17 protein-coding genes are annotated in these 25683 nt (G+C 37.6%); 15 read left to right on the top strand and 2 right to left on the bottom strand.

The features are described 5' to 3' along the window. Positions 1 to 3 precede the first annotated feature (3 nt). Positions 4 to 1212: a pilin N-terminal domain-containing protein gene (locus tag P3T75_RS12395; protein WP_282461748.1), complete on the top strand. Its 1209-nt coding sequence runs from the start codon at positions 4 to 6 to the stop codon at positions 1210 to 1212. A gap of 189 nt (positions 1213 to 1401) precedes the next feature. Here P3T75_RS12395 and P3T75_RS12390 read toward each other — a convergent pair whose 3' ends face one another. Continuing rightward, the gene (locus P3T75_RS12390; RefSeq protein WP_282461747.1) at positions 1402 to 2856 is read right to left on the bottom strand and encodes a helix-turn-helix domain-containing protein; all 1455 of its coding nucleotides are present in this window, start codon (positions 2854 to 2856) and stop codon (positions 1402 to 1404) included. A 492-nt stretch (positions 2857 to 3348) separates the two neighbouring features. Here P3T75_RS12390 and P3T75_RS12385 point away from each other — a divergent pair, with 492 nt between their 5' ends. The 14 genes from P3T75_RS12385 to P3T75_RS12320 all read left to right on the top strand — a co-directional run bounded on the left by P3T75_RS12385 (position 3349) and on the right by P3T75_RS12320 (position 23630). Continuing rightward, positions 3349 to 4716, top strand: a complete 1368-nt coding sequence (locus P3T75_RS12385; protein WP_282461746.1) for a pilin N-terminal domain-containing protein — start codon at positions 3349 to 3351, stop codon at positions 4714 to 4716. Between the two features lie 209 nt (positions 4717 to 4925). Further along, on the top strand, positions 4926 to 8858 hold the full coding sequence (locus tag P3T75_RS12380; RefSeq protein ID WP_282461745.1) for a SpaA isopeptide-forming pilin-related protein: 3933 nt from the start codon (positions 4926 to 4928) through the stop codon (positions 8856 to 8858). Between the two features lie 330 nt (positions 8859 to 9188). Further along, positions 9189 to 13613: a SpaA isopeptide-forming pilin-related protein gene (locus tag P3T75_RS12375; RefSeq protein WP_282461744.1), complete on the top strand. Its 4425-nt coding sequence runs from the start codon at positions 9189 to 9191 to the stop codon at positions 13611 to 13613. Next, complete coding sequence (locus P3T75_RS12370; RefSeq protein ID WP_282461743.1) at positions 13606 to 14844, top strand: class C sortase; 1239 nt, start codon at positions 13606 to 13608, stop codon at positions 14842 to 14844. The genes P3T75_RS12375 and P3T75_RS12370 overlap by 8 nt, the downstream gene beginning before the upstream one ends. After that, a complete protein-coding gene (locus tag P3T75_RS12365; RefSeq protein WP_206902556.1) occupies positions 14841 to 16004 on the top strand; it encodes a class C sortase in 1164 nt (387 codons plus the stop codon). Before P3T75_RS12370 ends, P3T75_RS12365 begins: the two co-directional genes overlap by 4 nt. A 189-nt stretch (positions 16005 to 16193) precedes the next feature. Beyond that, positions 16194 to 17123: a ribosome small subunit-dependent GTPase A gene (rsgA, locus tag P3T75_RS12360; RefSeq protein WP_206902555.1), complete on the top strand. Its 930-nt coding sequence runs from the start codon at positions 16194 to 16196 to the stop codon at positions 17121 to 17123. Between the two features lie 33 nt (positions 17124 to 17156). Then, positions 17157 to 17810 (top strand): ribulose-phosphate 3-epimerase, encoded by a 654-nt coding sequence (gene rpe, locus P3T75_RS12355; protein ID WP_206902554.1) that lies wholly within the window; start codon positions 17157 to 17159, stop codon positions 17808 to 17810. Then, positions 17807 to 18448, top strand: a complete 642-nt coding sequence (locus P3T75_RS12350; RefSeq protein WP_206902553.1) for a thiamine diphosphokinase — start codon at positions 17807 to 17809, stop codon at positions 18446 to 18448. Before rpe ends, P3T75_RS12350 begins: the two co-directional genes overlap by 4 nt. A gap of 498 nt (positions 18449 to 18946) precedes the next feature. Then, on the top strand, positions 18947 to 19807 hold the full coding sequence (mreC, locus tag P3T75_RS12345; protein ID WP_206902552.1) for a rod shape-determining protein MreC: 861 nt from the start codon (positions 18947 to 18949) through the stop codon (positions 19805 to 19807). Next, positions 19807 to 20316: a rod shape-determining protein MreD gene (gene mreD / locus P3T75_RS12340; RefSeq protein WP_206902551.1), complete on the top strand. Its 510-nt coding sequence runs from the start codon at positions 19807 to 19809 to the stop codon at positions 20314 to 20316. Before mreC ends, mreD begins: the two co-directional genes overlap by 1 nt. A 188-nt stretch (positions 20317 to 20504) precedes the next feature. Further along, positions 20505 to 21842, top strand: coding sequence for a C40 family peptidase (locus tag P3T75_RS12335; protein WP_206902550.1), 1338 nt, complete (start codon positions 20505 to 20507; stop codon positions 21840 to 21842). A 152-nt stretch (positions 21843 to 21994) separates the two neighbouring features. Further along, positions 21995 to 22219, top strand: a complete 225-nt coding sequence (locus P3T75_RS12330) for a DUF2829 domain-containing protein (RefSeq protein ID WP_206902549.1) — start codon at positions 21995 to 21997, stop codon at positions 22217 to 22219. Further along, a complete protein-coding gene (locus P3T75_RS12325; protein WP_282461742.1) occupies positions 22194 to 22967 on the top strand; it encodes a 3-oxoacyl-ACP reductase in 774 nt (257 codons plus the stop codon). The genes P3T75_RS12330 and P3T75_RS12325 overlap by 26 nt, the downstream gene beginning before the upstream one ends. A gap of 150 nt (positions 22968 to 23117) precedes the next feature. Continuing rightward, the gene (locus P3T75_RS12320) at positions 23118 to 23630 is read left to right on the top strand and encodes a QueT transporter family protein (RefSeq protein ID WP_282461741.1); all 513 of its coding nucleotides are present in this window, start codon (positions 23118 to 23120) and stop codon (positions 23628 to 23630) included. A 205-nt stretch (positions 23631 to 23835) separates the two neighbouring features. On the opposite strand, the gene P3T75_RS12315 is transcribed toward P3T75_RS12320, so the two are convergent. Then, complete coding sequence (locus tag P3T75_RS12315) at positions 23836 to 25641, bottom strand: M3 family oligoendopeptidase (RefSeq protein ID WP_282461740.1); 1806 nt, start codon at positions 25639 to 25641, stop codon at positions 23836 to 23838. Positions 25642 to 25683: the final 42 nt, after the last annotated feature.

The raw sequence follows: 25683 nt of genomic DNA, 5'->3' as shown, positions 1-25683 counted from the left end.
AAGATGAAACGCCAGATTGAACTACTTGTTTTTACGATTGTTATTTTTATCGGTTGTTTTGCAGTAGCAAGGCCAACCTTTGCAACAGAAGAAATTACATTGCGTCTGCATAAGCGCATTTTTCCCGATATTGAAAATAAGATAACCTATGATTTGAAGGTAGCAGATGAAAAGAGAGCCTTTCTTAGTCAAACATTGCCACAAGATGGGGCTAACTTTATCATTTATGATTTAACCCAACCCCTCGATGCAAAAGCAAAACCTAAAAAAATTGTTTTAGCAGATTGGAAAGATGCGACACGTCGCGATGTTTTTGAGGCAGCCAAAAAATATAAGATTGTTGCAAAAGCACAAACGACTTATGACAAAAAGACAAAACAAGCTGGCGTTGCGACCGTGAATCTTCCCCGACAGCAAGCAAAAGACCGCTTGTATTTAATCTTAGAAGTCAAAGCAGAGCCGAATTCAGAAATTAACGGGGTGCAAGAGCAAAGTGTGGTTCCTACCGTCTTTGATCCCAAAGAATATCCTGAAAACGAAGTAGATTTGTATTTGGAAACAGTATACTATTCGCGACACCCTTATTTTTTCAATTATGGTAAAATGAGGGGCACAGGTGAAATGCCTTTAGCTGGTGTGGAGTATGTGTTGTATAAACTTAATGATGAAGCGAAAAGACTTTATTTGGAAAAAAATGATGGCAGTGATACGTGGTATTCCTGGACATTTTCTGAGCAACCTAGAAATGATAAGCGCCTAGAACACTTTGTATCCGATGAAGAAGGATTAATTACTACGAATCATCGCAACTTACCACCAGGAACTTATTATTTTCAAGAAATTAAAGCAGTTCCAGGTTTTGATAAAAATGTGCAAATCAGCGATGTCGAAGTCTTCATTCCAACGTCCTGGACGGATTTAAAAGGGGATTTTTTCCCAGCCACTGTTAATGGCGTAGGAATTTGCGAAATGCGAGATGGTAAAGTACCAGAAATTGTATTACAAAAGGCGACGCCTAAAGTGCTACACGTTCAACGGGCAAAAAATAGAGTCCAAGGTTTTAGTCTGGATAACGTAGCCTTGGCTGCAAAGCAGTTGCCTGAAAAGTTTAAAAAAGGCGAATTAATTTTTGAAATTATGTTGATTGTACTATTTTTACTGCTGTTGTTTGGATTTTCCATACGTAAATTTTATAAAGATAAAACCAAATAAATAAGTAACCTTAAATAAAAGCCAAACCTGACCGAAATCACTCGATCAGGTTTGGCTTTTATTGCTTTAATTGGCAGCATCGATATCTTTAAACATTGCTTTGTCGCATTCACCGTTTAAAGAAGACAGTTGCTGACAGTTTTTTCTTTGCAGCTTAGATTGCTGTAATGTTTTTTGACGATAAGCGTGTCAAAGTTGGGCAAAAAGTTCTTTTTCATAACTGCTATCTTCGATTAATTCAACAATGAAATTTGGTTTTGCTAAATTATCAGGTAAAAGAACGTCAAAGGTACTGATGAAAAAATCAATATTAGGATCATCAAAGTTCGTAAAATAAACTTGAACAAAACCAAACTGATTTAAAACTTCTTTGACGGTTTGCATAATAAAGTAATCAGGAATTGTTAAAATACCGACATTTAGTGTTTGGTTGTCGTAACAGTTTTTGAAGGTCGGCAAAATATTATAGGTCATATCTTCTACTAAATCATCACAACAATCCGCAAGCCAGGCAAAGTTTTTACGACGGCAGATGCGACGGAAAAAATCACCATTTCGCTTTAATAATTCAAGATAGGCATCATGTTCATGGGCATGTTCATGACGCGTAATATCCATAATTAAAGGAGAATCACCTTGATGAATGACATAATTCATTAAGGTTACGAATAAGTTGATATGTAATAGAAAGGACTCTTCATAATCAGGCGTTGTTTCAGGGACCAATTCGGTAAAGAAGTATTGCTCATACTCTTCAATTAAGTCGATTAAACTATTTCCCGCTTCCTTTAGTTCTTCGTAATATTCGTTAAGTTCTTTGATTCGAAAGTCGTTGATGTTGATATAAAAAGGCGTGAAATACAACATGTAGGAAATAAAACGACCTTGTAAGTATGCCTGCTGTGGATCGGTGATGAATTTTTCACAATAAGTTGTCAACGATGGCAAGAACTCACTAAAAGGCAACGTTTGAAATTTAGGTAACTCCAGTTTGTAACCTTGTTCTGCCCGCAAACGATTAACGCAAAGGCGCAGAAATATTTCCCGCGGGTGCATGAAATTCGCTTTATCAAAATGAAGTTCCCGCATAATCTTACGTTCATCGCAAAAATTGAATTCACTCTGATGGATATCTTTTCCTAAATTTCCCGCCCACAAATAGGTGGTATAAAACATCCGTAGCATCGCTTCATTTCCGTCAATCTTCATTTTAGAAGCTAGTAGGCGAATTCTAAAAGAATTTAAATACTTTTTCAAAGGACGTAATTTCCGTAAAATCGTTGATTGACTCAAGTAAAAATCTTCACAAAAATTTTCAAAAGTTGCCTCAGGTTTAATTAAGGAATACAAGATGAAATTATACGGAATAGAAGTCCGAACGAGATATTGAATGTATTCGTTGTGATGATAATCTGCCGGGTGCCATAATATTTTACCGTTAGCAGTTAAAAAAGGCTTCCCTGCAAGTTCTAATAAATTCTCATGAATTTCTTGTGTCAGGGTGCTTAAGGTTGTATAGGACAAATTTAGTTCAGAGCAAAGATAATTTATCGAGTAAGTGCCTGCTTCCTTATCTGAAAAAAACTCCATCACGCTGATTTTCTGTCTGGCGGCGTCATCTAAAATTAATGGGCTTAGTAACATTATTCCACCTCCTTAAAGAATACTTATCTAATTTTTATTTTATCATGATATTGTTAAAATTAAAATATTTATATATGGATTTGTTATTTTGTTATTTAGGAAAGCTTTTAAAATGGCGTTTATAGCTTGCTTTAAACTAGGTGAGTTGTTTGTTGATTAAAAAAAGATTAGATGATATTCTTATTTAAGTGATTTATTTGAAGATTGTAAAAGCTTTTTGGTTGGAGAATCATTACATCTAAATCAATTTTAACAAATAATCTTTATGTTTTTAATAAATTTGCTAAGTAAAAAGATTAAATAATGGAGGAAAGGAACTTTTTTCAAATTAGATCGCTAATTCTGCAAAGTTAAATAACGATCGTTTTTATTCTTTTTTTGAAGAAAAGAAAAGTATGAGTAAAGTGAGAAAATCAATCAGAGTGTGTACAATAGAGGCACACTCCATTGCTTAAACTTATTTATAAGTAGATGGTTAAGTGGAGGGGTTATATGAAAAAAATAATATTTTTATTACTACCATTATTTATGGTCGGTTTATGTTCAGCTTTTTTTGCTGGAAAATCAGCTGACGCAGCGGGTGAGGCGATCGATATCGTCTTACATAAACGAATTTTTCGGGATGTGCGTTGGCGAGCTAATGAAAATTTGGATTCTTGGTTTTATGATAATGACGGACTTCCTATCGATAAAGAAAAGGAAGACGGTCAAAGTCAAGATAATACATTATTAGAAAATTCAGTTCCGCTAAACGGCGCCCAGTATAAAATATGGGATGCGACAAAATTAGTGGATGTAGCAACCTTTAAAAAGTATTACCACGACAGTGAGATTCAGGATGCAAGAGATATCGTACAAGTCTTTTCTCGCATGACAAGAAGTAATGCCATTAAGATTGCTGAAAATGCGCAATTACCACAAATTAGCATTGCCAACAGTAAGACAATAGTAACCAAAAATGATGTGATCACAAAAGATAATCCCGCTTCAAAGCAAGCGGGAATAGCACGTTTTACGAATTTGCCACGTAAAGAAGGTGATACCTTTAAAGCCTATTTAATTGTGGAAACAGCGGTATCTGAAACAAAAGAATTAAATGTTGACTTGGAAAAATTTGCTAAACCGATTTTGGTGACATTACCTGTGATGGCAAATAATGAAGAGTTAACAGAAATCCATCTGTATCCCAAAAATGTCGGCTATGTTCGTGATCCATACTTTTATAAATTTGGTCAAAACCGAAGCGGTGAAAATCTAGGTGCGCTAGCAGGAGCAACATTTGTTTTATATCGGGAAGAAAGTGGGAAACGGCTTTATTTGGACATGAGCCCCACAACGGATCTGAAAAATAAATGGGTAGAATCTGAAGACCCCTTAAATGATGAACGGGTAAACAAATTTATTTCAGATGAAACGGGCTTAGTTAATACCGGTGAACGCTTTTTACCTTCAGGAACTTTTTATTTTGAAGAAGTTCAGGCAGCAAACGGCTATGAAATTACCGCGGAAGCGAGAAAAGTAGAGGTCGTCATTCCAGCAACTTGGGAAGAAGCGGTAACGATTAACGGCCAAAAAATGGAAGAACTTATCACGGGTATTGTGCCGGAAGCTGCGCAACAAAAGCAAATGCCGCGTGTCTACAATACGCAAAATGAAGCAGTTCACTCCCAGCAAGAAACTTCAAACAGACTACGTTTACCACAAACACTTGGGCAGTTAGTTGCGACAGTTAAAGCTACAACCCGCCGAATGTTACCGCGAACAAATGAAGGAAAAGCTGCATTTTCAGTGATTGGATTAATTATTCTTATTGGTGTAATTTTCTTGTGGCGCAAAAAAAAAGAAGATAACAAAATTTAGTGAGCTAGTATGGTTATAAAAATAGTAAAAAGAATATTTCAGGTTAAGTAATCTCGTTTTGATTTCAGCGATAAAATAAGATAGTTGAACGTAATGAGGCATACAGTGAGACGAAGAAATTTGTTAAATCTACTGCCTTTTTTCATTTCATCATGAATAACGCTTGTTTTTTTCTGCTAAGTAAAACGATTTATTAAAAGGAGTTATGAATGATGAAAAAGAAAATTACTGCATTATTAATCATAGTATTAATGCTATCACCGTTTCTTGAAGGATTGTTGTCGGCATCGTCTATCTGGAAAACATCTGCCAGTAATGATGAAACAGAAGACGTGATCAAAAATGATAATCTTTTGTTGACGCAAACACTGCAAGAAAATGAAACGGGGCCGTATATTCAAATCAAGTATCAAAAACGGCCGCATCAACCAGATGAAACTTTACGCCTCCATTTTTTAGTAGCCGATGAGGAAAATAAAAGTATTGACTTAGAAGCGGCCACTGATTTTGGTAAAACACCAGAAGGTTGGTACTCTGAACAACAATTGAAAGAAGAAGGAACGTTCAAAATCCCTATTACAGCGGGGAAACGTTACTATTTAGCAACGCGTTTAGTAGCAGAAACACCTGCGGCAACAGGTGAAAATGAAACGGCGCAATCTTCGGGACAAGTTGTAGAAAATCCTTTGCTTAGTGAAAAAGAGCAAGCAAAAAAAGAACTAATTTTTGTGCCGAAAAAAGATGAATTGGATTTGACTGATTTAAGAAATGCTAATGATAAACAAACTCTGATTCAGATTAAAGGACTAAAAGTCAGCTATACGAATACGCTAAAAGATAATGGCGCAAAAGCAGACTGGCAAGTTACTTTTACTAAAGCTTTTTCAGAAAATCAAAAATATAAAATCAGATACCAAATTTTAAATCCGAATAACAAAGCCAATATTTCAAAGGATAACGTGACAGAAGATAAAGGAAATTATCGCGAAGAGAAAAACGCTAACCCAACGAGTAATTTCACTGCAGAATTTGGAACAGATACAAAGCAGATGAAAATATCTGTCTGGTTAGTGGATGAAGCTAAAAAAGAAACGCAACTGTTAGATAAACAAGTCGTGACAGCAGAAGAGTCTCAAGCAAGTGGAGGTGCTGGTAGCAACAGCTCACAAACGACTTCTACAAGACAAATAGGAGCAGAAAATTCTCCAACATCAGCAGATGGATTGTCCTATGCTAAGACGGTTTATGATGATGAACCCTCCGCACGATTGACAACGTTACGAGCAGCGGGCTTGTTCCATGTCTTTGCAAAAAAAATTGATTTAGGTCAACATTTGAATGGAAATTTCGCCGCTCCAATCGCTAATGTAAGAACGAATACGGGAGCGGGTTCGGCAAATGAACTTTTTTATGCCGGAGAGCTGGGAGATGGCTTTAATGGTATTAACAAATCTTCGCCACAAGCACCGGCTAAATTTGTACTGGGGTCAGGTATTTCTTATCGTAAGAATGCAAATGAAATATATTTAAATAATAGGAAGGTTGATTTTAGCGGTAATATAAGTTTTGAGCGGGAAAGTTCTATACCTTACATCAATTTTGAGGAGGAATTTGCTTATTTAGAAAATCTAAATAGAGATATTGCCACTTGGGAGCCAGACATTGTTGTTGATAAAGCTTTCTTTACGGATAATAATAATCAGATTCATGAACAAAAGATTGATTTAACCAAAGCACCCTACGACAATATGGAGTCTATCGTGATTAAAATCGCGCCAAGTGCCCATGAGGTTCAACGTAAATTAACCATTAAAGGATTAGAGCCCGATCACTCGGGGAAAGTGCGCAACGTCTACTTTAATGTGGAAATTCCGGCAGGTACCAAAAATTTTAATTATAAACAAGAAATCGAGCTCCAAGATTCTGATGGTCAAAAGATTAATACAGGAGAGCATTCTGTCTTTACAAAAAGCCCTGTGCTGTATAATTTCTATTCAGCAGGTAGTGACGCTTTATATAAAGAAAACATTAATATTGGTGCAATTATCCAAGGCGCTATCGTTGCCCCGGGTGCCACAGGCAAAGCGAGTACAACAGTTGAAGGAAATTTGATTTTCTCAGAGTGGAATGGAGGAACAGAAACCCATAAATGGGATTATAAACCTAAGGGTAGTGTGACGATTATTAAACAAGATCCTGTTGAAGATGAATATCTGGGCGGGGCGGAATTTGACTTATATGTAATTGAGCAAGATAAACATGTCAAAATAAATCCAGACGGTCAGCCATATAAGACGGATGCGCAGGGGCGCCTAACAGTTAGCGGTCTTTCACAAGGGTATCAATATTACTTTGTTGAGATTACCCCACCAAAAGATAAAAATGGGCAGTCTTATCCGGCTTATACGGATAAAATTTATTTTAAGGTTACGCCTGGTACAGCGACTACCACAACCTATCACCCTGTCTACAATGTAAAAGCACAAGCGGAGTTTAAGTTCGGCGCTAAAAAATTATTAAAAGATACTGTCGACAAAGAAACGAATTTCTTGTTTGAAGTTCAAAAAATTGTGGAGGGTAAAGCAACTACCACAGCTGCTTACGGTAAAGTAACTTACACCAAAAATGACGGAAGCAACACTGAAAAAGTTATCAAGTTTTACCCTTCAGCAGGTGATCGTGATAGCGAAAAAAATGAAATTGGCGATAGCGACTGGGGAAAAATACTTGAAGATGGCGCAAATTATCAATTAGTGGAAACTTCAACTCATGGTTACAATGTGAAATATTCAGGTTACGGCGGTGAAGGGAATAATAAATTTACTGCTAATTTTGCCAAAGATAAGGCCGTTCATATCAACTTTTTAGTAACAAATTATGAAGATGAATTTACCATCAAAGGCAAAAAAGAAGTTTCAGAAGCAGTTGCAGCAGATAAAACCTTTAAATTTGAAATCAAAGAAAAATTGACAGATAGTATCTTGGCCTTTGGTAAAGCAGAAGTCAAAAAAGGTGAAAAAACAGCGACTATTAAATTTTATAAGGATGAAAACTATCAAATTAGCATCAGTGGTAATGATTGGTTTGCAATTGTGAATCCAGACAAGACATATGTGATTGTTGAAACGGAAAAACAAGGTTATAACGCCAGTTACAATGTGAATGATGTTGCTACGGATGAAATCAAATTCGTTGCTGGGGCTGTTAATAATATTGGGCTTGTCGTCAAAAACAGCAAAGATAAAGAACTACCAAAAATTAATTTGACAGGTAGTAAAAAGGTAACAGGAGAAAATTTAGAAGAAAGCAAAACTTTCAACTTTGAATTACGCAAACAAGATGGTAATAAACAAGCAACAACCGATCCTATAATCGCAAATGGAGAAGCTATTGTCTCTGAGAAAAATAATCCTGCTCCAATCGTTTTCACAGACCCTAACAATAATAATGCTGAAATTACGACTAAAGATCAATGGACAGCGCTGTTAGGTGAGGGTAGCTATTATATTGTGGAAACAAATAGTGAAGGGTATAAAGTTGTTTATACTATCCGCGGCAACTCTGATGAATCCCAAGGGAATTCTTTTGATGTTCCGGCTCAGTATAATGAAGATATTACGATTAATTTTACAGCAGAGAATACCAAAGAAGACATTTTTGAGTTTGAAGCTGAGAAAAAACTCACAGGTAATGTGCCGCTTCCTAATGGTGGTAAAGAATTTGAATTTGAAATTCAAGCTTTGGACACAAATAAACCAGTCGCTTATGGTAGTGTCAGTATTTCTGCAAAAGATATTAAAACAAAAATTCGCTTCACTGATACAACACCAGCAAGAAATACCATTACCGATTGGACAAAAATTTTAGCAGATGGTAAAGAATATCAACTTGTCGAAACGACAACTGGGTATCACGTTCGCTATTTGGACGCGAAAAGTAAGCCAATAAACAATACGTTTACCGTGAATTATGGTGAAAGTGAGAAAATGTACTTCTTGGTTCATAATGAACTAGATGTAGGGGACCTGCCTTCTACTGGGGGAAGTGGAATCGTAAAATTCATGCAATTGGCGCTAGTTATTTTGCTAATGGGTGGTCTAATTGGCGGCTATTACTGGTATCGTAACAAACAAGTGAAGTAAAAATGAGAAAAGAGTTGATTAGCATTTTGCCTAATCAACTCTTTTGCGTTGTAAATCATTTTATTTTTAAGACAACTGATAAAAATAATCGCAAGATTATTTTGAAATAAAAAAATATAGCATATTCTAATCCGAAAATTTCATTAATAATCCTGTTATTTAACTGTTTGAAATACTTTAGTGCACGATAAATACGATTTGAATTGTGTAATATTATATTTTGATTAAAAGATAAGTTTTTGATAAAATTAGACTATAAAACTAATTTTTAATATAAGTGATTTCAAAGTAAATTGTTGAAATTTTGTTTAGGCAGAAAGGAACAGGCTAATGAAGAAGGGCAAATACTTATCATTGTTTACCGTTATGCTATTACTCGTGCCTTATATATTTATCTTAGCTGGGGTGAATGCCAAAGCAGATGAAATTTATCAATATCAGGACAAGCGTTTTATTGCCACCGAAGAAGTTGACATTTCTTACAAGTACACGGTTAACCAAAAAGAAAATAGTATTTATTGGCAAATTGAATTTACCAAAAATGCGATTCAAGATGAAACAAAATTGGGAATCCAAGTGGTGGATGTGGATGACAATTTAGTGGCCGCCACTAACACCCGATTTCCAGAAAAAAAGTTTAGTCGTACGACCAATAGTGCCAAAGAAATCGGCGTGGTTGAAAAGACAGCAAATAAAGTCAAGGAAAAAACCACCTATCAAATGGTTTTTCGGACGCAAATTAGAGTTGCAAAGCCGACTTATCGTTTAGGAATTCGCCTGCTGGGACAGCGGTTGAATGCCAATAATGGCCAATTACAAGAAATCAATTTTCATAGTGCGGGAAAAGTTTTGGAGATGGAAGCTGCACCAGTTGATAAAATTGAAATCATCTCACTGGATGCATTGTTACCAAAAAACAAAAAAGTTTCTCCTATTTCAGAAAGTGTATTAAAAGTTTTTGCTAACGGCAGCTGGCAAGATTACAACACAGTGCCAGATGTTGTCATTGACGAAGGAACCGAGCTGCATTTAGAGCAGATCATTGATATTAAAAAGTTTATAGCCAATCCAGCTGTCGCTCAGGCAATCGGGCAAGCAGAAAATCAGACTGCTGCTAGAGGTAAGGAACTACAACTTAGTTACACGTTCCAATTTGGGATTGATAAACGGTTTAAACTGCCAGAACAAGCTAGTACGGCACAGCCGATTCGCTTGGAGAATAAGGACGTTAATTACGGCTATTATAAAATTAAGTCTGCCAAAATGGACAGTCAGGAACACATTTGGGAAGTAACCTTAAATCAAAATGCATTTTTTATCGATGATTTAATTTTACCTTTGGTGTTAGAAACTGGCATTGAATTAGAAGATGATAGTGGTCATGCAAATTTATTATTGGCACAAACGGCTACGGCTAAAAAAGAGCAAGAAATTAAAACAACACAGTTGAGTTTTAAAATTGAAGAAACAACATCGCCAAACCAGACATTGGTGTATGATACCCAACTTGGTGGCGTGCCCATCGTATGGGAGACGACTGTTACACCAAAAAAAGTGGCTGGAAAATATGCCAAAATTAATAGTATGACGTTAACAAGCGATGACATAACACCGCCTTATAAAGATGATGAAACCAGTAGCGGCGACGGCTTTGATTTTTTCTTTACCAACGAAAAGTTAAAGGAAGTCCTCAAGCAAAAACAGCTGCCGCTGTTTGATATTACGGCTTACGACGAAAGTGGACAAAAAGTTGCCGTTCCCCGCTATGAATTAGTTCACGTAGATGAAAAAACCAATCGCTCGCAAGTCGAATTTGTTGAAGAAGTTGCTGTTAAATTGGTTATTAAGACGACAACGGTAACGCGTAAAATGCATGCAGCTCGAAATGTGGTAAATCGGGTCAGTGGGACTTCTAAAAATGCAGGCAGTGCAGTGAGTGAAAAAACATTGGCAGTACCTGAGCATCGGCTGCATTTAGTAAATGATAGTCAATCTGAAGAATCATTTGAATGGCGGGCTGCTTATTATCGAAATGCGCAAAGCACCGGGAAAATGACAACCACAGGCACACCAGGAACTGAAACAATCACATTAACGGTGAATGCAGGGAAGTTGGATAGCGACTCGATTAAAATTTTTGATGAAGATGGAATTAAAGGCCGCAAATTAGATGAGCGCCTGTATTCTGTGGATAAAGTTGACGATCAGACTGTGACAATTACTTTTTTTGATTTTGTGAAAAATGATCCAAAAGCAAAATTAACCGATGGCCGGTATTATATTTGTTATAACTCGACAGAAAAAGACGCACAAAAAGTCGTGGCTAAAGTTTTTAGTAATACAGGGTTAGCAGCTGAGGCCACTAGTGAGAAAAAAATGGCAATCGCCGTTAATCCAGTCGCTTTTAGTGGCTGGCACAATACGATGTTGTGGGAAGTAGAAGCCAAGACGATTCGTGCAAAAGGTCCGGTCGAATTAGCCTTAACCTTGGAACAGCGTGGCCAAAATTTTTATTTTAAAAAAGGCGATGTGCCTAAGACCTATGACTCAGCTGAGATTGAAAGATTAACAAATGAAAAAGGCGTTGTGGTAACAGCAACCAATGCGGCCGGTGTTACTCGTTATTTAAAAGATGACGAATACACGTTGCAGGTTAGCAATAAAAAAGAGCTGACTTCCGCAACGGGTGCGTGGGAAGGCAAGAGGGCGGGATTACAGATTATCGTGCCAGAAAAAGTAAAGGCCGCAACCCAAAAAATTACGGTCTATTTGCAAACAAGGACAGGTGGTATTGCCGATATTGAAGCGATGCCGGCGAAAAAAAATAATATGTATCTTGACGCTGCCCTAACACAAGCCAATCATAGTGTGAAAACAACCGGAATCTCCACGATTAGTGATGAGCGTTTTTTACAAAATATGGATAGCCAAGCAGTCTACAATGAAAGTCGTAGTAAGATTGACTGGATTTATTTTGCGAATACCCGCCGTTACGATTTGAAAAAAGAGCAAAGCTACACCATTTCCTTAGACAAAGAGCGGGTAATCAAGGCAAATCAAAGTGAGTATCATTACTTCACCGAAAAAGATTTAAACCAAATTCGTGTGTATCAATTAATTCCAGATGAAAATGCCAAGTCAAAAGGAATTTATGCCAATGCTAATAAAACCTTATTAGCTAAATCGCAGTATCATATTGTAAAAAAAGAGCCCATAACCCAAGGCGGGGAAACTTTTTACAAAGAAGTAGAAATAATTTTAGATGAAGACTTGGGGTGTTGTGGCTTAGCGATAGAAGTTTCTTCGACCTTTGATCAAAGTGCGGATTTAAACCAAGAGACAGCTAGTGGAAGTTACAGTTTCGTTGGCGATTTTTCATTTGAATATGGCGGGCGAAAATTTCAAAAGAGTGAAGCAGAATATTTGTTAAAAAGAGATCGCCTGTTTTGTAATGAAGGTTTTTATGACGCAAAAGACAATACCGTTACCTGGGATATATTGGTAAATGCTCAAGGGGATAGCTTAGAGCAGCTAGTAATTGAAGGTGCCCCAGTGGAAAATCAAGTCATTGATTTAACCAGTATTGAAGTGTCTCATCCGACAATTATTGAAGGAGAATATTTTCCCGGAAAAAAAGTCAACAATGAGGAACGCTTGTTTGATGTTCGGCTAAATGCCGATGATAACTATCAAAATGGCTTTCGCATCGATGTGAATCGCAAAGTTGATTTTCCTCTTTACATTCGTTACAAGGCTAAAGTAGTAGGGGACAGTCAAGCGGTTAGTAGTAAAACAAGAGTAAGTGCAGCTGAACAAGAAACACTAGAAGTGCAGCGAGAATTGGGACTGCATAATCCGAATAAAGCCCAAAAGCAGACGAGTTATACGTTGAACATTGCTAATTTGGTTAAAGGGCCGGCCACACCAATTAAAAATTCGCAATTGCGCTTGGAGAAAAAAACATTAAGCGGTTGGCAAACCGTTACGACTGAAATTAAGACAAACGAGCATGGAATTGCCAAAGTAGACGATTTAACAGCGGGAGAATATCGAATTAATGAAATAAAAGTTGCGGGATTTTTGTTAAATGAAAAACCCTATTATTTTAAAGTTCCCTTTAATCCAGCTGAGATAGACACAATTAATGCGGATAAGTTTTTGTTGACCGGCCGCAATGAAGTGATTGATGTAATCATTTATAACGAATTAAAGCCTTTTGATGTGACCATAATTTATAAAGATAATGAAGGAGATACGTTAACTGGCGGGCGGATGCATTTGGCAAATCAAACCGGAGAAATTTCCCATAACCTCCCTGGTGTCGCATCACCAGAATTAGCCCAATTTGTGGTGAAGGACTTACCGACAGGTATTTATCAGATAAAAGAGTTACGCGCACCAGCAGGCTATCAAGAAATGGCGAGTGCCATAACGTTGTCCATTGTCAACACTGGCAGTGTTTTAATCAATGGGGACAACACCAACTTGGATTATTTAGGCGGGTTTGTAAATGGGGAGGATCGCTCATTTGTGAAATTAAAGGGTGGTAGCCAAAACAATCAAGTTATGATTGAAATTTTAAATCATCCGATTGCGGCCACGAGAGCTGAAAATCGCCATAATCGCGAGTTCTTCACAGTTGGAGTAGCATCAATTTTTGCAATTCGAAATATCGCGGATATCTATTATGTTTGTGGGAAAACACCAATTCGAATCGTGGACAAAAATAACAAAGGGAGCAGAAAAGATGAGTAAAAAAAAGGCTAATAAAAACAAAATGTCCAAAGATGAAAAAATTAATTTAGCTCTGAAATTTACGATGGTTATTTTGTTTTTAGTCGGAGCAGGTGTTTTTTCGTATCCTTTTGTAGTAGATTCTTTAAACAATTATATTGATCAGCAGCGGATTGAAGCGTATCAAAAAGAATTACAGGAAAAAAATGAAAAAGAAGCCGCCGCGATAAAAAGAAAAAAAGCGGCAGAAAATGCTAAAATGGCGCAACAAGGCACGAGTATTCCAGGCATGGGGGTAGTAGAAGATCCCTTTGAAGAGAGTGTAGGCGACAATTCTTCGCCAGGAAGAGCCTATTTTGCCAAGCACACAGTCGGAGCAATTTACATTCCCAAAATCAATGTTAGTCTACCTGTTTTTGACACGACCAATGATGTATTACTGGATAAAGGCGCAACAATTTTACAAGGCAGTTCATTTCCAATTGGGGGTAAAAGCACACATTCGGTCATTACAGGTCACACGGGACTGCCCGATAAAATGATCTTTACGGATGTAGATAAGTTAAAAAAAGGTGATAAATTTTATTTGGAAATTTTAAACGAGAAACTCGCTTATCAGGTGACAAAAATTGAAACAGTATTACCAAATGAGTTAGATACGTTGAAAGTTGTGCCAAATCAAGATTTGGTAACGCTGGTTACTTGTACCCCGTATATGATCAATTCTCATCGCTTATTAGTCACAGGAAGTCGTATTCCCTATGAAGAAGAAATGACAAAACAAATTCAAAAGGCAAAGGAATATCATAAGCGACGTCTGGTTGAATACATTGGGATCATTGTCTTAACATTAGGAGTTTTCTTGTATTGGGTTTGGCGAAAATTCGTGCTGATTGCTAGTCGTAAACATCGTTACGATTTAGTTTTTCAAGTCGTTGACGGAAATAAGCAGCCTGTTGCAGGCAAAACTTTTCGTTTACTAGATTATCGCAGTCGGCAATTGGAAAGTGCGCTAGGTGATTTTCCTAAAGCCGTTACAAGTGATAAAAATGGGCAAGTCTTGTTTAAGCAAATTCCGGGAAATATTTATCGGATTGTTTGGGAAGATACCGATAAACCCTATTTGAAAGCAAAAATTGGTCGTGTGAAAGACAGTCGTTTTAAGCTAAAAACGAAAAAAGGACTGTTGGAAAAAGTTGGTAAAAATAGACAACGCAACTATCAAATGAATTGGCAAAGGAGCAAATCATGAAGAAAAAAGCGCCTAAAGGTAGTGTAAAACGGCTCATTGGCAGTATCATGATAATTTTAATGTTTGCAATCGGATCCTTAATTGCTTTATATCCATTTTATATTAATGCGTTAAATGACTTTTTAGATGAAAAACGATTGGAACAAGTTCAAAAAGATTTGGCGACAAAGCAAGATGAATTGGAAAAAAAGCGTAAAGAAAACGAAGCATTAACAAAGGGCGGGTTCGCACCAGGAAATGATCCTTTCGCAGAAGAGATTAGCGACAAGCAAGACGAAGCATATTATCAAAAACATTTGATTGGTAGAATTGCCATTCCTAAAATTGAAGTGGATATTCCATTGTTTGATACCACCAATCACTTTCTTTTAAATCGGGGCGCGACCGTTTTACAAGGGACATCTTTTCCCACCGGAGGAGCAAATACCCATACGATTATTTCAGCCCACAGTGGTTTGCCGGATAGAATTTTATTCACAGACTTAGAAAAAGTAAAAAAGGGCGATCAATTTGTGTTAACTGTCTATGGAAAGAAATTGGCCTATGAAGTCAATAAAATCGAAGTGGTGCTTCCTTCTGAAACAAGCACCTTGAAAATTGAAGCAGGACAAGATCTAGCGACGTTGATTACCTGTACGCCATATATGATTAATTCCCACCGTTTATTAGTTACCGGACATCGCGTGCCCTATACTAAGAAATTGGAAAAGGCCGTAGAAAAAGGGAATACTGCGCGGGAACAAAAAAATGTTTTGATTATTGCCGGCACAATTTTGTTAGTATTACTGATGCTTTATTTATTGTATCGTGCGGTTAAGGCATTTATTTTAAAACGGCGCCGTTTTGATTTGACCTTTGTCAGAGAAGACGATACCGGAGAAAAAATTGCGACAGCCCACTATATTTTATTTAATAAAAAAGGCAAGGCACCGGTGATTCGCAATGGGGATACCTTAAAAGCTACGGCTAACGCCGATGGAATGGTGACGTTTCAAGATTTACCAGGAGCTATGTACACCTTAAAAGAAATCAGTCCAGATAACACCTTATCGCTAAAAGTTGGCGTTAAAGGCTGGCGACAAAAAGCAATCCAGTTTTATCCAAAGTCAAAACAAAAAAGCTGGGTAGTGCATTCAGACAACCCAATTATTCGTAAATAAAGCAAAAAACAGGCCTGTGATAATTTTTATCACAGGCCTGTTTTGTACACCATAAAAAAGAAAAATAAACTGGTTTTACCAGGCCGTTTAGTTACAGTCAGTTTTTATTAAGGTTCAATTTTTAGTAACAGATAAGCAATGTTCAGAAAAACCAAAAGAAATTTTTCAAACGAAAGTAAAAGCAAAACTATGGTAAAATATGGAAGTATAGTCTTGAACTTTATAGGAGGACAATGGGTGAAAGGTCAAATCAGAAAAGCTTTAAGTGGCTTTTATTATGTAGTAGCAGAAGATACCACGTATCAAACAAGAGGACGGGGAAATTTTCGTAAGCGTAAATTGACGCCCTTGGTTGGAGATTGGGTTGAATTTGAAAGTAGTAATTTAACTGATGGTTATATTTTGGATTTGTTGCCACGTAAAAATGAATTAGTGCGTCCCCCAGTAGCCAATGTTGATTTGGGAATTGTCGTCATCAGTATGGTGGAACCGGCTTTTTCTTATAACTTATTAGATCGATTCTTGGTCAATTTAGAATACAAAGAGATTGAGCCGGTCATTTATTTAAGTAAGTTAGACTTATTGCAAGATACACAGCAGCTTGCGCATGTTAAAGCGGTTTACGAAAAAATCGGCTATAAAGTCATTGCCTCAGAAAATGAGAAAGTAAATATAGCCGCCTTGAAAAAGTTATTTAAAGACAAACTAAGTGTTTTCATGGGCCAATCAGGTGCCGGTAAATCGACTTTATTAAATAAAATCCGACCAGATTTAAAATTAGCTACGGCTGCTATTTCGGACTATTTGGGGCGGGGAAAACATACAACGCGCCATGTCGAATTACTGCCAATCGACGGCGGTCTTGTTGCAGATACGCCTGGGTTTAGTTCATTGGAATTTCAAGATATTACCGCCTATGAGTTGCCTCGGATGTTTCCAGAATTTGTCGCTGCGGCCCCTTTTTGTAAGTTTCGCGAGTGCCAGCATGTCAATGAACCCGGCTGTGAAGTCAAACATCGCGTAGAACAAGGCGAAATTGCATCAGTACGTTATGATAATTATTTGCAATTTTTAGCAGAGATTGAAAAACGGCGTCCAATCTATAAGAAAAATAAATAACCTTTTATTTGAAAATTGTCAGGAGGAGTTTTTATGAAAATTGCACCATCGATTTTAAGTGCAGATTTTGCCAATTTAGCAAGAGATATTCAACGCGTTGAAAAAGCAGGTGTTGATTACATTCACGTTGATGTAATGGACGGGCACTTTGTTCCAAATATTACAATTGGCCCTGCTGTCGTTGCAGCGATTCGTCCGGTAACGAAATTACCTTTGGACTGTCATTTAATGATTGAAAATCCGGAAAATTATATCTTAGACTTTGCTAAAGCAGGAGCAGACATCATTAATGTTCACGTAGAAGCAACACCGCATATTCATCGGGCGTTGCAAATGATAAAAAATGAGAATGTTAAAGCAGGGGTAACCATCAATCCGGGCACTCCGGTTGTGGCCATTCAACACGTATTGCAGATGGCTGATTTAGTATTGGTGATGACTGTAAATCCTGGTTTTGGCGGCCAAGCCTTTATTAGTGAAGCAGTTGAAAAAGTTAAAGAATTGAAAGCTTTAAAAGAAAAATTCGGCTATCACTACGAAATTGAAGTAGATGGCGGAATTGTGCCTGAAACAGCAGAAATTTGTAAAGCGGCTGGCGCAGATGTTTTTGTGGCCGGTTCTTATATTTACAATGCTCCCGATATAGAAAAACGAATTGCCGCTTTGAAAGAAGCTTTGGCCAAATGAATATTTTACTAGTGGCAGGTGGGGATCCTAAACTTTGGCCAGCAGATATTATGGCCAAGCCCTTTGATTTATTTGTCGGGATTGATCGCGGGGCACTTTTTTTATTGGAAGAAAATAAAGAAGTGGCTTTAGCAGTAGGAGATTTTGATTCCTTAAGTAAAAAAGAGCATGACCTAGTGGGACAAAAAGCACAGGAAATCCTATCGGCGATTGCTGAAAAAGATGACACCGATACCCAACTGGCCTTAGCTTCAATTTTTGCAAAATATCCTTTAGCCCAGGTGACGTTAATCGGCGCAACGGGTGGCCGTCTTGATCATTTATTGGCTAATATTTGGCTAGGTGTAGAACCGCGCTTTACACCCTTTATGCAGCAAATTACGATTCGTGATAATAAAAACTGCTTAAGTTATTTGCCAGCGGGAAAACATCGCGTAAAAAAAATTCCGGGGCTAAAATATTTAGCTTACTGTTGTTTAACACCTGTTTCAAAACTTACGTTGACAAAAAGCAAATACACATTAGATCAGGTAGAAGTATTACAGCCAACGTCATATGCCAGCAATGAATTTATCGGCCAAGAAGCTGAAATCAGTTTTGCCAGCGGCATTGTAGCAGTCATTCAAAGTCGGGATTAGTAAAACCTAATTTAGCTTTAGCTAAAAAGAAACTAAGTAAAAAAGCTGTTTGAAGTAATTTTTTGTAACAGTTTCTTACTTGAAGACCAGGCTAGTTCTCTAGTGGTGCTAGCTGGTTAGTTGTTAGTAAAAGTGAAAGCTGCACGTTGTAACTTTAAAAAACGCTCTTATTAAAAGGGGTGTTACACAAGGTTTGCAAGGTGTTTTCATGGGAATAAGTCGGATACCTAAAATGCGCGTAGCAATTTTTAGGGCCGGCTTATTTTTTTTACATAGGCCTAGCTCGTTCATTTTTTCTACTGGATAAAAATCGCACTTGACGGTATACAATTACAGTCGTTAAGTTTTAATTTATCCAATTTGTGTAAAGAAGATGATTATTTTACAAAAAATCTCTTAAGAGTCTATACCTGCCTTTTGTTTAAAAGACTTTAGTGGTAAAATCATTACTATCAGTCGCACGCAACCGTGCCGGCTTTTTTCTTGAGGGGTGTATTTGTGAAGAAATTTAATCCGAATAAAAATATTATCATTACGCTGATTTTAGTCATCGTGGTGGTTTCTGTGATAAGTATTACGGCAGCCAGAAGAGCCAATAGCGAAAAAACAAACTTGGGTCAGTCTGTTGCAAATGATAGTGTCGCAATTGTTGACCGCGTTATTAGTGCGCCAGTTAAATTTGTTGAAAATACTTTTAGTAATGTGCACAATTTATTTGTGACTTATAGTGAAAATGAACGGTTAAAAAATAAAATCGATTCTTATGATGAATTGGCACAAAAAACTAAAAATCAAGAACGAGAAATAAAGAAACTACAATCTGAATTGAAGTTAAATGAGACGTTGACAGATTTTGAAAAGGTTTCGGCTAACGTCATTACCCGCTCACCAGATGCTTGGCAGGATATGCTGGTCATTGATAAGGGGTCAAAAGACGGCTTGAAAGTCAATATGGCAGTTATGTCACAAAAAGGTCTCGTGGGTCGGATTGTTGAAGTGAACTTAGCTTCTGCAAAAGTCGAATTACTTACTTCTGCGAATCAAAATTCCAATCATTTTCCTGTTCGAATTTCCGGCAAAGACGGCGAAACTTTTGGTCTACTGCGAAATTATGATGAAAAAACAGGGACGATGATTGTCAATCAACTGACCGGCGAGAAAAAATTAAAAGCTGGCGATGTGGTCCAAACTTCAGGTTTAGGCGGAAATTCTCCGGCGGATTTACCAGTTGGAACAGTCGTTGAATTTAAGTCGGACGATTACGGTCTAGACAAGCAAGTTTATGTGAAACCTTATGCGGACTTATACGATATGTCTGTTGTCACGGTCGTAAAAAGAGCGGTAGGTGACAGTGACTAATGGTAAAAAAAGATACTGTGAAATACTATGCGGCTCCAACTTTTTTCATTTTAATGCTGTTGGATGGTCAGTTTACCCGCTTGTTGGAAAATTGGAGTCGTAATTATTACATTGCCAATGCGCATTTATTGCTCCTTGGACTTATGTGTGGCTGCATGGTTTTATCAAAACGCTACATGTTAATTACCTCAGTAGTATTGGGAATGTTGTTTGATATGTATTATGTCGGCGTATTAGGTATTTACATGGTGGCTTTGCCATTGAGTGTCTGGTTGATGTATGCCTTAGCGGATACGCTGTATCGTAACGTTTTCACGATGTTTTTTGGCATGATTATTTTTGTTACTTTATTTGAACTGGTGACACTGAGCATTCAAATGCTATTTAAACTTGCTGATGTAAGTGATACGTTTTTTATCAGTCGTTTTTTAGGCCCGACCTTGTTAATCAATATGCTTTTATTCATAATTTTTATTTTTCCCTTCAAAAAATTATTTGTTATCGAATAATTTTTGAAGGTTTTTTTATGCTTACAACTTTGTCATATAAAAAAGTGCATTTGAAACATTTTTGTAACATTTCGTTTATCTTAATGTCATATGGCTGTGGTACAATTTTCATGTCGTCGGGAAAGGTCTAAAAAAATTCCCGAATAATTAAGAAAAAATTCAAAGTAAGCCAGTCGGAGGAATGAAGAGTGAAGAAGAGTTTGTTATCAGCATTGTTAGTTTGCTCATTAACACTTACAGCAGTTGCAGCTCCCAGTGTAGCCGCGGCAGATACTATCGATCAAAAAATTGAAAATCAAGATAAAGTAATCAACGATTTAAAAGGGCAACAAGCTAGCGCCCAAGCACAAATCGATACACTTGAAAGCGAAGTTGCAGCCATTACAGCTAAAGCCGAAGCTTTGGTTAACGACCAAGTTAAATTAAATAAAGACACACAAAAATTACAAAAAGAAATTGCAGACTTGAAAGTTCGGATTGCAAAACGGGAAGAAGCGATTAAAAAGCAAGCCCGTGACGTCCAAGTGAATGGCCAAAGCACGAACTTTATCGATGCAGTTGTAGAATCTGATTCTCTAACAGATGCTATCGGTCGTGTTCAAGCAATGACAACAATTGTTAAAGCGAACAACGATTTAGTAAAACAACAAAAAGCTGATAAAAAAGCCGTTGAAGATAAAAAAGCTGAAAACGACAAAAAATTAGCCCAAATCCAAGCAAACCAAGCCGAACTTGAAACTCAAAAAGCAGACGTTCAAGGCAAACAAGCAGATCTAAATGCAATGAAAGCAGACCTTGCTTTGCAACAAAATACTGCTGAAGGCCAAAAAGCTGGCTTGCAAAAAGAAAAACAAGAAGCAGAAGCAGAACAAGCGCGCATTCGCGAACAAGAAAAACAAGCGGAAGCTGCACGTAAACAAGCACAAGAACAAGCAGCGCAAGATGCTGTAGCGCAAAGCGCAACAACAGAAGAATCTAGTTCAGCTAGCTCATCAGCAAGTAATGGTTCTTCAACTGGTTCAGCAAGCAATTCCAACACATCTTCAAGCTCAACTGGTTCATCAAGTACGAATAACAATAGCAATACTGAATCATCAAACAATAATAATAATGGTGGTAGTTCTGCTGCAGAAACACCTAAACCAGAAATTCCAAAACCAGAAATCCCAGCGCCTTCAGGTGGCGGTGTGATTGGTTACGCACAACAATTTATCGGCGTCCCTTATGTTTGGGGTGGTAAAGATCCTTCAGGTTTTGACTGTTCCGGTTTTGTTGGCTACGTTTACTTACACGCAGCTGGCCGTAACATTGGTACTTACACAGTAGCGCAAGAATCTGCTGGTACTATTATTCCTGTAAGTCAAGCACAACCAGGTGATTTATACTTCTGGGGTTCACCAGGTAGCTCACATCACGTTGCAATTGCAATGGGTGGCGGACAATATATTCACGCACCACAACCTGGTCAATCTGTTTCAATCAGTTCTGTTTCTTACTTTGCACCACAATTTGCGGTTCGCATGTAATAAATGAAATTCTGACACGGTCTTCATTTGGAGATCGTGTTTTTTAGTGTAGTCAATCAGTAAAAAGCGTGCTAAAGTAAATATAAATTTGCAACTCGTACAGATAGGTATTTTCTATTTGCTACTCGCTTTAGATAAGGAGAAGAAAACAAATGACATTTGAAGAAATTTTACCCCACTTAAAAAAAGGAGAAAAAATTATTCGTAAAGGCTGGAGCGGTTTTGAACTTTACGTAACCTTAGTAAATGGAGAAGTGTATGATAATTCCCCTGTTACGCCTTACTTTTTAATTAAAACTGCTGATGAAGGATTTTCGAGCTTTGCTCCAACGGTTTGTGACATTCTGGCAGATGATTGGGAAATTGTCCATGAGTGAGGATGATAACAGCGCGTTTTTAAATCAGGTGGTTTTCGTAACGGGGGTCGCTTCTGGGATTGGTCAGGCACAAGCTAAAGCTTTTTTAGCTGCCGGTGCTAAAGTCTTTGGTGTAGATGTGCAGGAAGACTTTAGCCAAAATTTTGCAGATTATGGGGAGAACTTTGTTGGTTATATCGCGGATGTATCAAAAAAAGAAGATTGTCTCAATGCAGTTGCCGCTTGCATAACCTGCTTCAATCAAATTGATATTTTATTAAATACCGCTGGGAAATTGGATAACTACAAACCGCTTTTAGAAACCGATGATAATTTATGGCAAGACATTCTTGCGACAAATTTAAATAGCATCTACTACATTACCAAATCCGCTTTACCCGCTTTGATTAAAGCTGAGGGAACGGTTATTAATATGTGTTCAATTGCCAGCCTTGTCGCAGGCGGTGGTGGGATTAGTTATACCGTTAGTAAGCATGCTATTGCTGGATTTACGAAGCAATTGGCATTAGATTATGCCAAAAAAATTCACGTGGTAGGGATTGCACCAGGAGCAATAAAGACATCAATGAATGCCGCTGACTTTGCTGGTGATGGTAAAATGGCTGCTTGGGTAGCAGAGGAAACGCCAGTTAAACGGTGGGCGCAACCTGAAGAAGTAGCGGATTTAACCTTGTTTTTAGCTAGTAGCAAAGCGCGCTATCTGCAAGGCAATATTGTCCCAATTGATGGCGGTTGGTTATTAAAGTGAAGACAGTTTAATAACCAATATAAAAAGAAGCTTTTTTTTGTTCAGGGTCTTTGCTATAGTTAAAGACAGGGAGTAAATCCCACTGCACCACTTCAATCCTTTGGGTGCAGTTTATTACCAAGGTGGATAACCTTGCAAAGGAGAGAGTCAATGGATAATCAAATCAAAAAGTTAGGTTCAGTTCACTGGAAGACAGATGAAGTTGCCAAAATGGCCGTTGTTGCGGCGCTATATGTGGTGGTTACGGTTTTTTTAGCTCCTTTTAGTTTTGGCCAAGTCCAATTGCGCGTAGCAGAAATGTTCAACTTTTTAGCCTTGTACAACAAGCGCTATGTGTGGTCTGTGACCATCGGTTGTGCTATTGCCAACATCGCTTCCCCCAATGGGATCCTTGATGTTTCAATCGGAAGTGTCTGTACTTTTTTTGTGTTAGTTATTTGCCGTAAAATTTGTGCGAGTTTTACGGATATGCGGATTAAAATTGCGATTTGCGCTGTGTTATTTGCCTTTTCGATGTTTACTGTTGCCGGGCAACTAACTATTTTATACAAAATGCCATTTTGGATTAATTGGGGATATATTGCCATTGGCGAGTTACTGTCTATGACTATTGGCGGGATTATCATGTATACGATTGGTCAAAAAATCGATTTAACAAAATAAATTTCTAAAGCAGACGCGATTGAAGGTCTGCTTTTTTTTGTGCTCTTTTATAAGGTAGTTTTCAAAAGAAAGTTGGTCGTTTGCAGACTTTCACTGCGACTAAATCAGAATTTCTTTTTTGTTTTGATCGAGCTACTAATAAATTATCGTTGCAAAAAAGGACAGTGACCAAAACACGTCACTGCCCTGCCAGGTTTTAAAATCCTTATTTTACATATTCTTCTGTTAGTGTCATGAAGTCGTTGATATCATGTAGCACCATATCGATTCCTGCTTGCCAGAAATCTGGTTTAGTTAAATCAACATTTAAATGTTTTTGGGCCAAATCTTCTGTTGTCATAGCAGCAGTATCTCGTAATAAAGCAATGTATTGATCTTCAAAATTACCATCACTTTTCATAGCTTGGGCATAAATTCCCATACTAAACAAGTAGCCAAATGTATATGGGAAGTTATAAAATGGCACATCATCAATAAAGAAATGTAATTTTGCTGCCCAGAAATGAGGATGATATTTTGCTAAACCATCGGCATAAGCTTCTTTTTGGGCAGCTACCATCATTTCTGTAATTTTTTCTGGTGCCACTAGACCCTGTTGGCGGGCAGTGTAAAAATCATTTTCAAAAATAAAGCGGGCATGAATGTTCATAAACATCGCAATCGCATTTTGCATTTTTGCATCTAATAAATTGATTTTTTCTGCTTTGGTTGTTGCGCCTTTTAACGTTGCGTCAGCGACGATTAGTTCTGCAAACGTACTAGCAGTTTCGGCAACGTTCATGGCATAATCTTGATTCAAGCGGGGAATATCCCATAAAACACTGCTGTGAAAAGCATGTCCTAATTCATGGGCTAATGTGGCCACTTCGTTAATAGAATTGCTATAGGTCATGAAAATGCGTGACTCTTGTGTTTCTGGTAATTCGGTACAATAGCCACCAGGACGTTTGCCGGGACGATCTTCTGCTTCAATCCAGCTTTTTTCAAAAGCCATTTGGGCAAAATCTGCCATTTTTGGACTGAATTTGCGGAAGTTATCTAAGATAAAAGCAGCCGCTTCGTCATAAGTGAAAGTGCGTTCTGTCATACCGTCCAAAATAATCGGAGCATCTTGATCTTGCCATTCCATCTTCTCTTTACCGAATAATTGTGCTTTTCTCGTTAGAAAGTCTACGATTGGTTGCTTATTTTTTTGAATAGTTCCCCACATCGCATCAAGTGTGGCTTTTGACATCCGATTGTATTCCAACGGTTGTTTTAAATAATCGGTTGTGCCATGTAATTTGTAAGTGGATAAACGAAAACCATCCAAATGATTTAACGTATCGGCAAATAAATCGGCTTTTTCGCGCCAAACATTTTCCCAGGTGGCAAATAAAGCAGCCCGCACCTTTTTATCAGGATCTCCCATCATTTTATTGAAAGCTTGACCGGCAGATAGTTTTTGGATGTTGCCTGCTTCATCGGTAAAAGGGATCTCAATGGTTGCAACTAGTGTATCGTAGTGCTGACTCCAAGCGTTCAAGCCATCCAAAGATAACGTATTGATAATATTTTCAGCTTCTTCAGATAACAATTCATTACCATCACGCCGAATTTCGCTTAAACGAAAGGCAACAGTTTTTAACGCATCGCTTGTTAGGAGGTCAGACCAATCTTGATCTGAAATTTCAGTGAATTTTTTCGCTAAGATCGTTTCACTTAATTGAAAGATTGGGGAGAGTGAAGTTAATTTGCCATAACGGATTTTGGCATCCACATCGGTTACATCAGCAGACATTAGTGCGTTTAAAAATGAACTGCATTGAGAAAAACCGTTGGCAATCTTTTCTCGTAAGTTTAATAGAGCTGCTAAATTTGCGGTAATATCACGATCTTTTACCTCAAAATTTTTGACCTTGCTTTGATAGTCTTTTAATTGCTCTTCTAAGAGTTCCATCCGGCCAGTCAGTTCCTTTGATTGACTACCACCAGGGAAAATACTGTCTAAATCCCATGTTAATGCGTACATCTACAACACTTCTTTCTATTAATTTAATCCTTTTTAGTATAG

It is taken from the genome of Enterococcus montenegrensis (assembly GCF_029983095.1).
GTDB lineage: Bacteria > Bacillota > Bacilli > Lactobacillales > Enterococcaceae > Enterococcus_C > Enterococcus_C montenegrensis.
The sequence above is the reverse complement of the archived record's forward strand: the minus strand, read 5'-3'. Positions and strand labels throughout refer to the sequence as shown.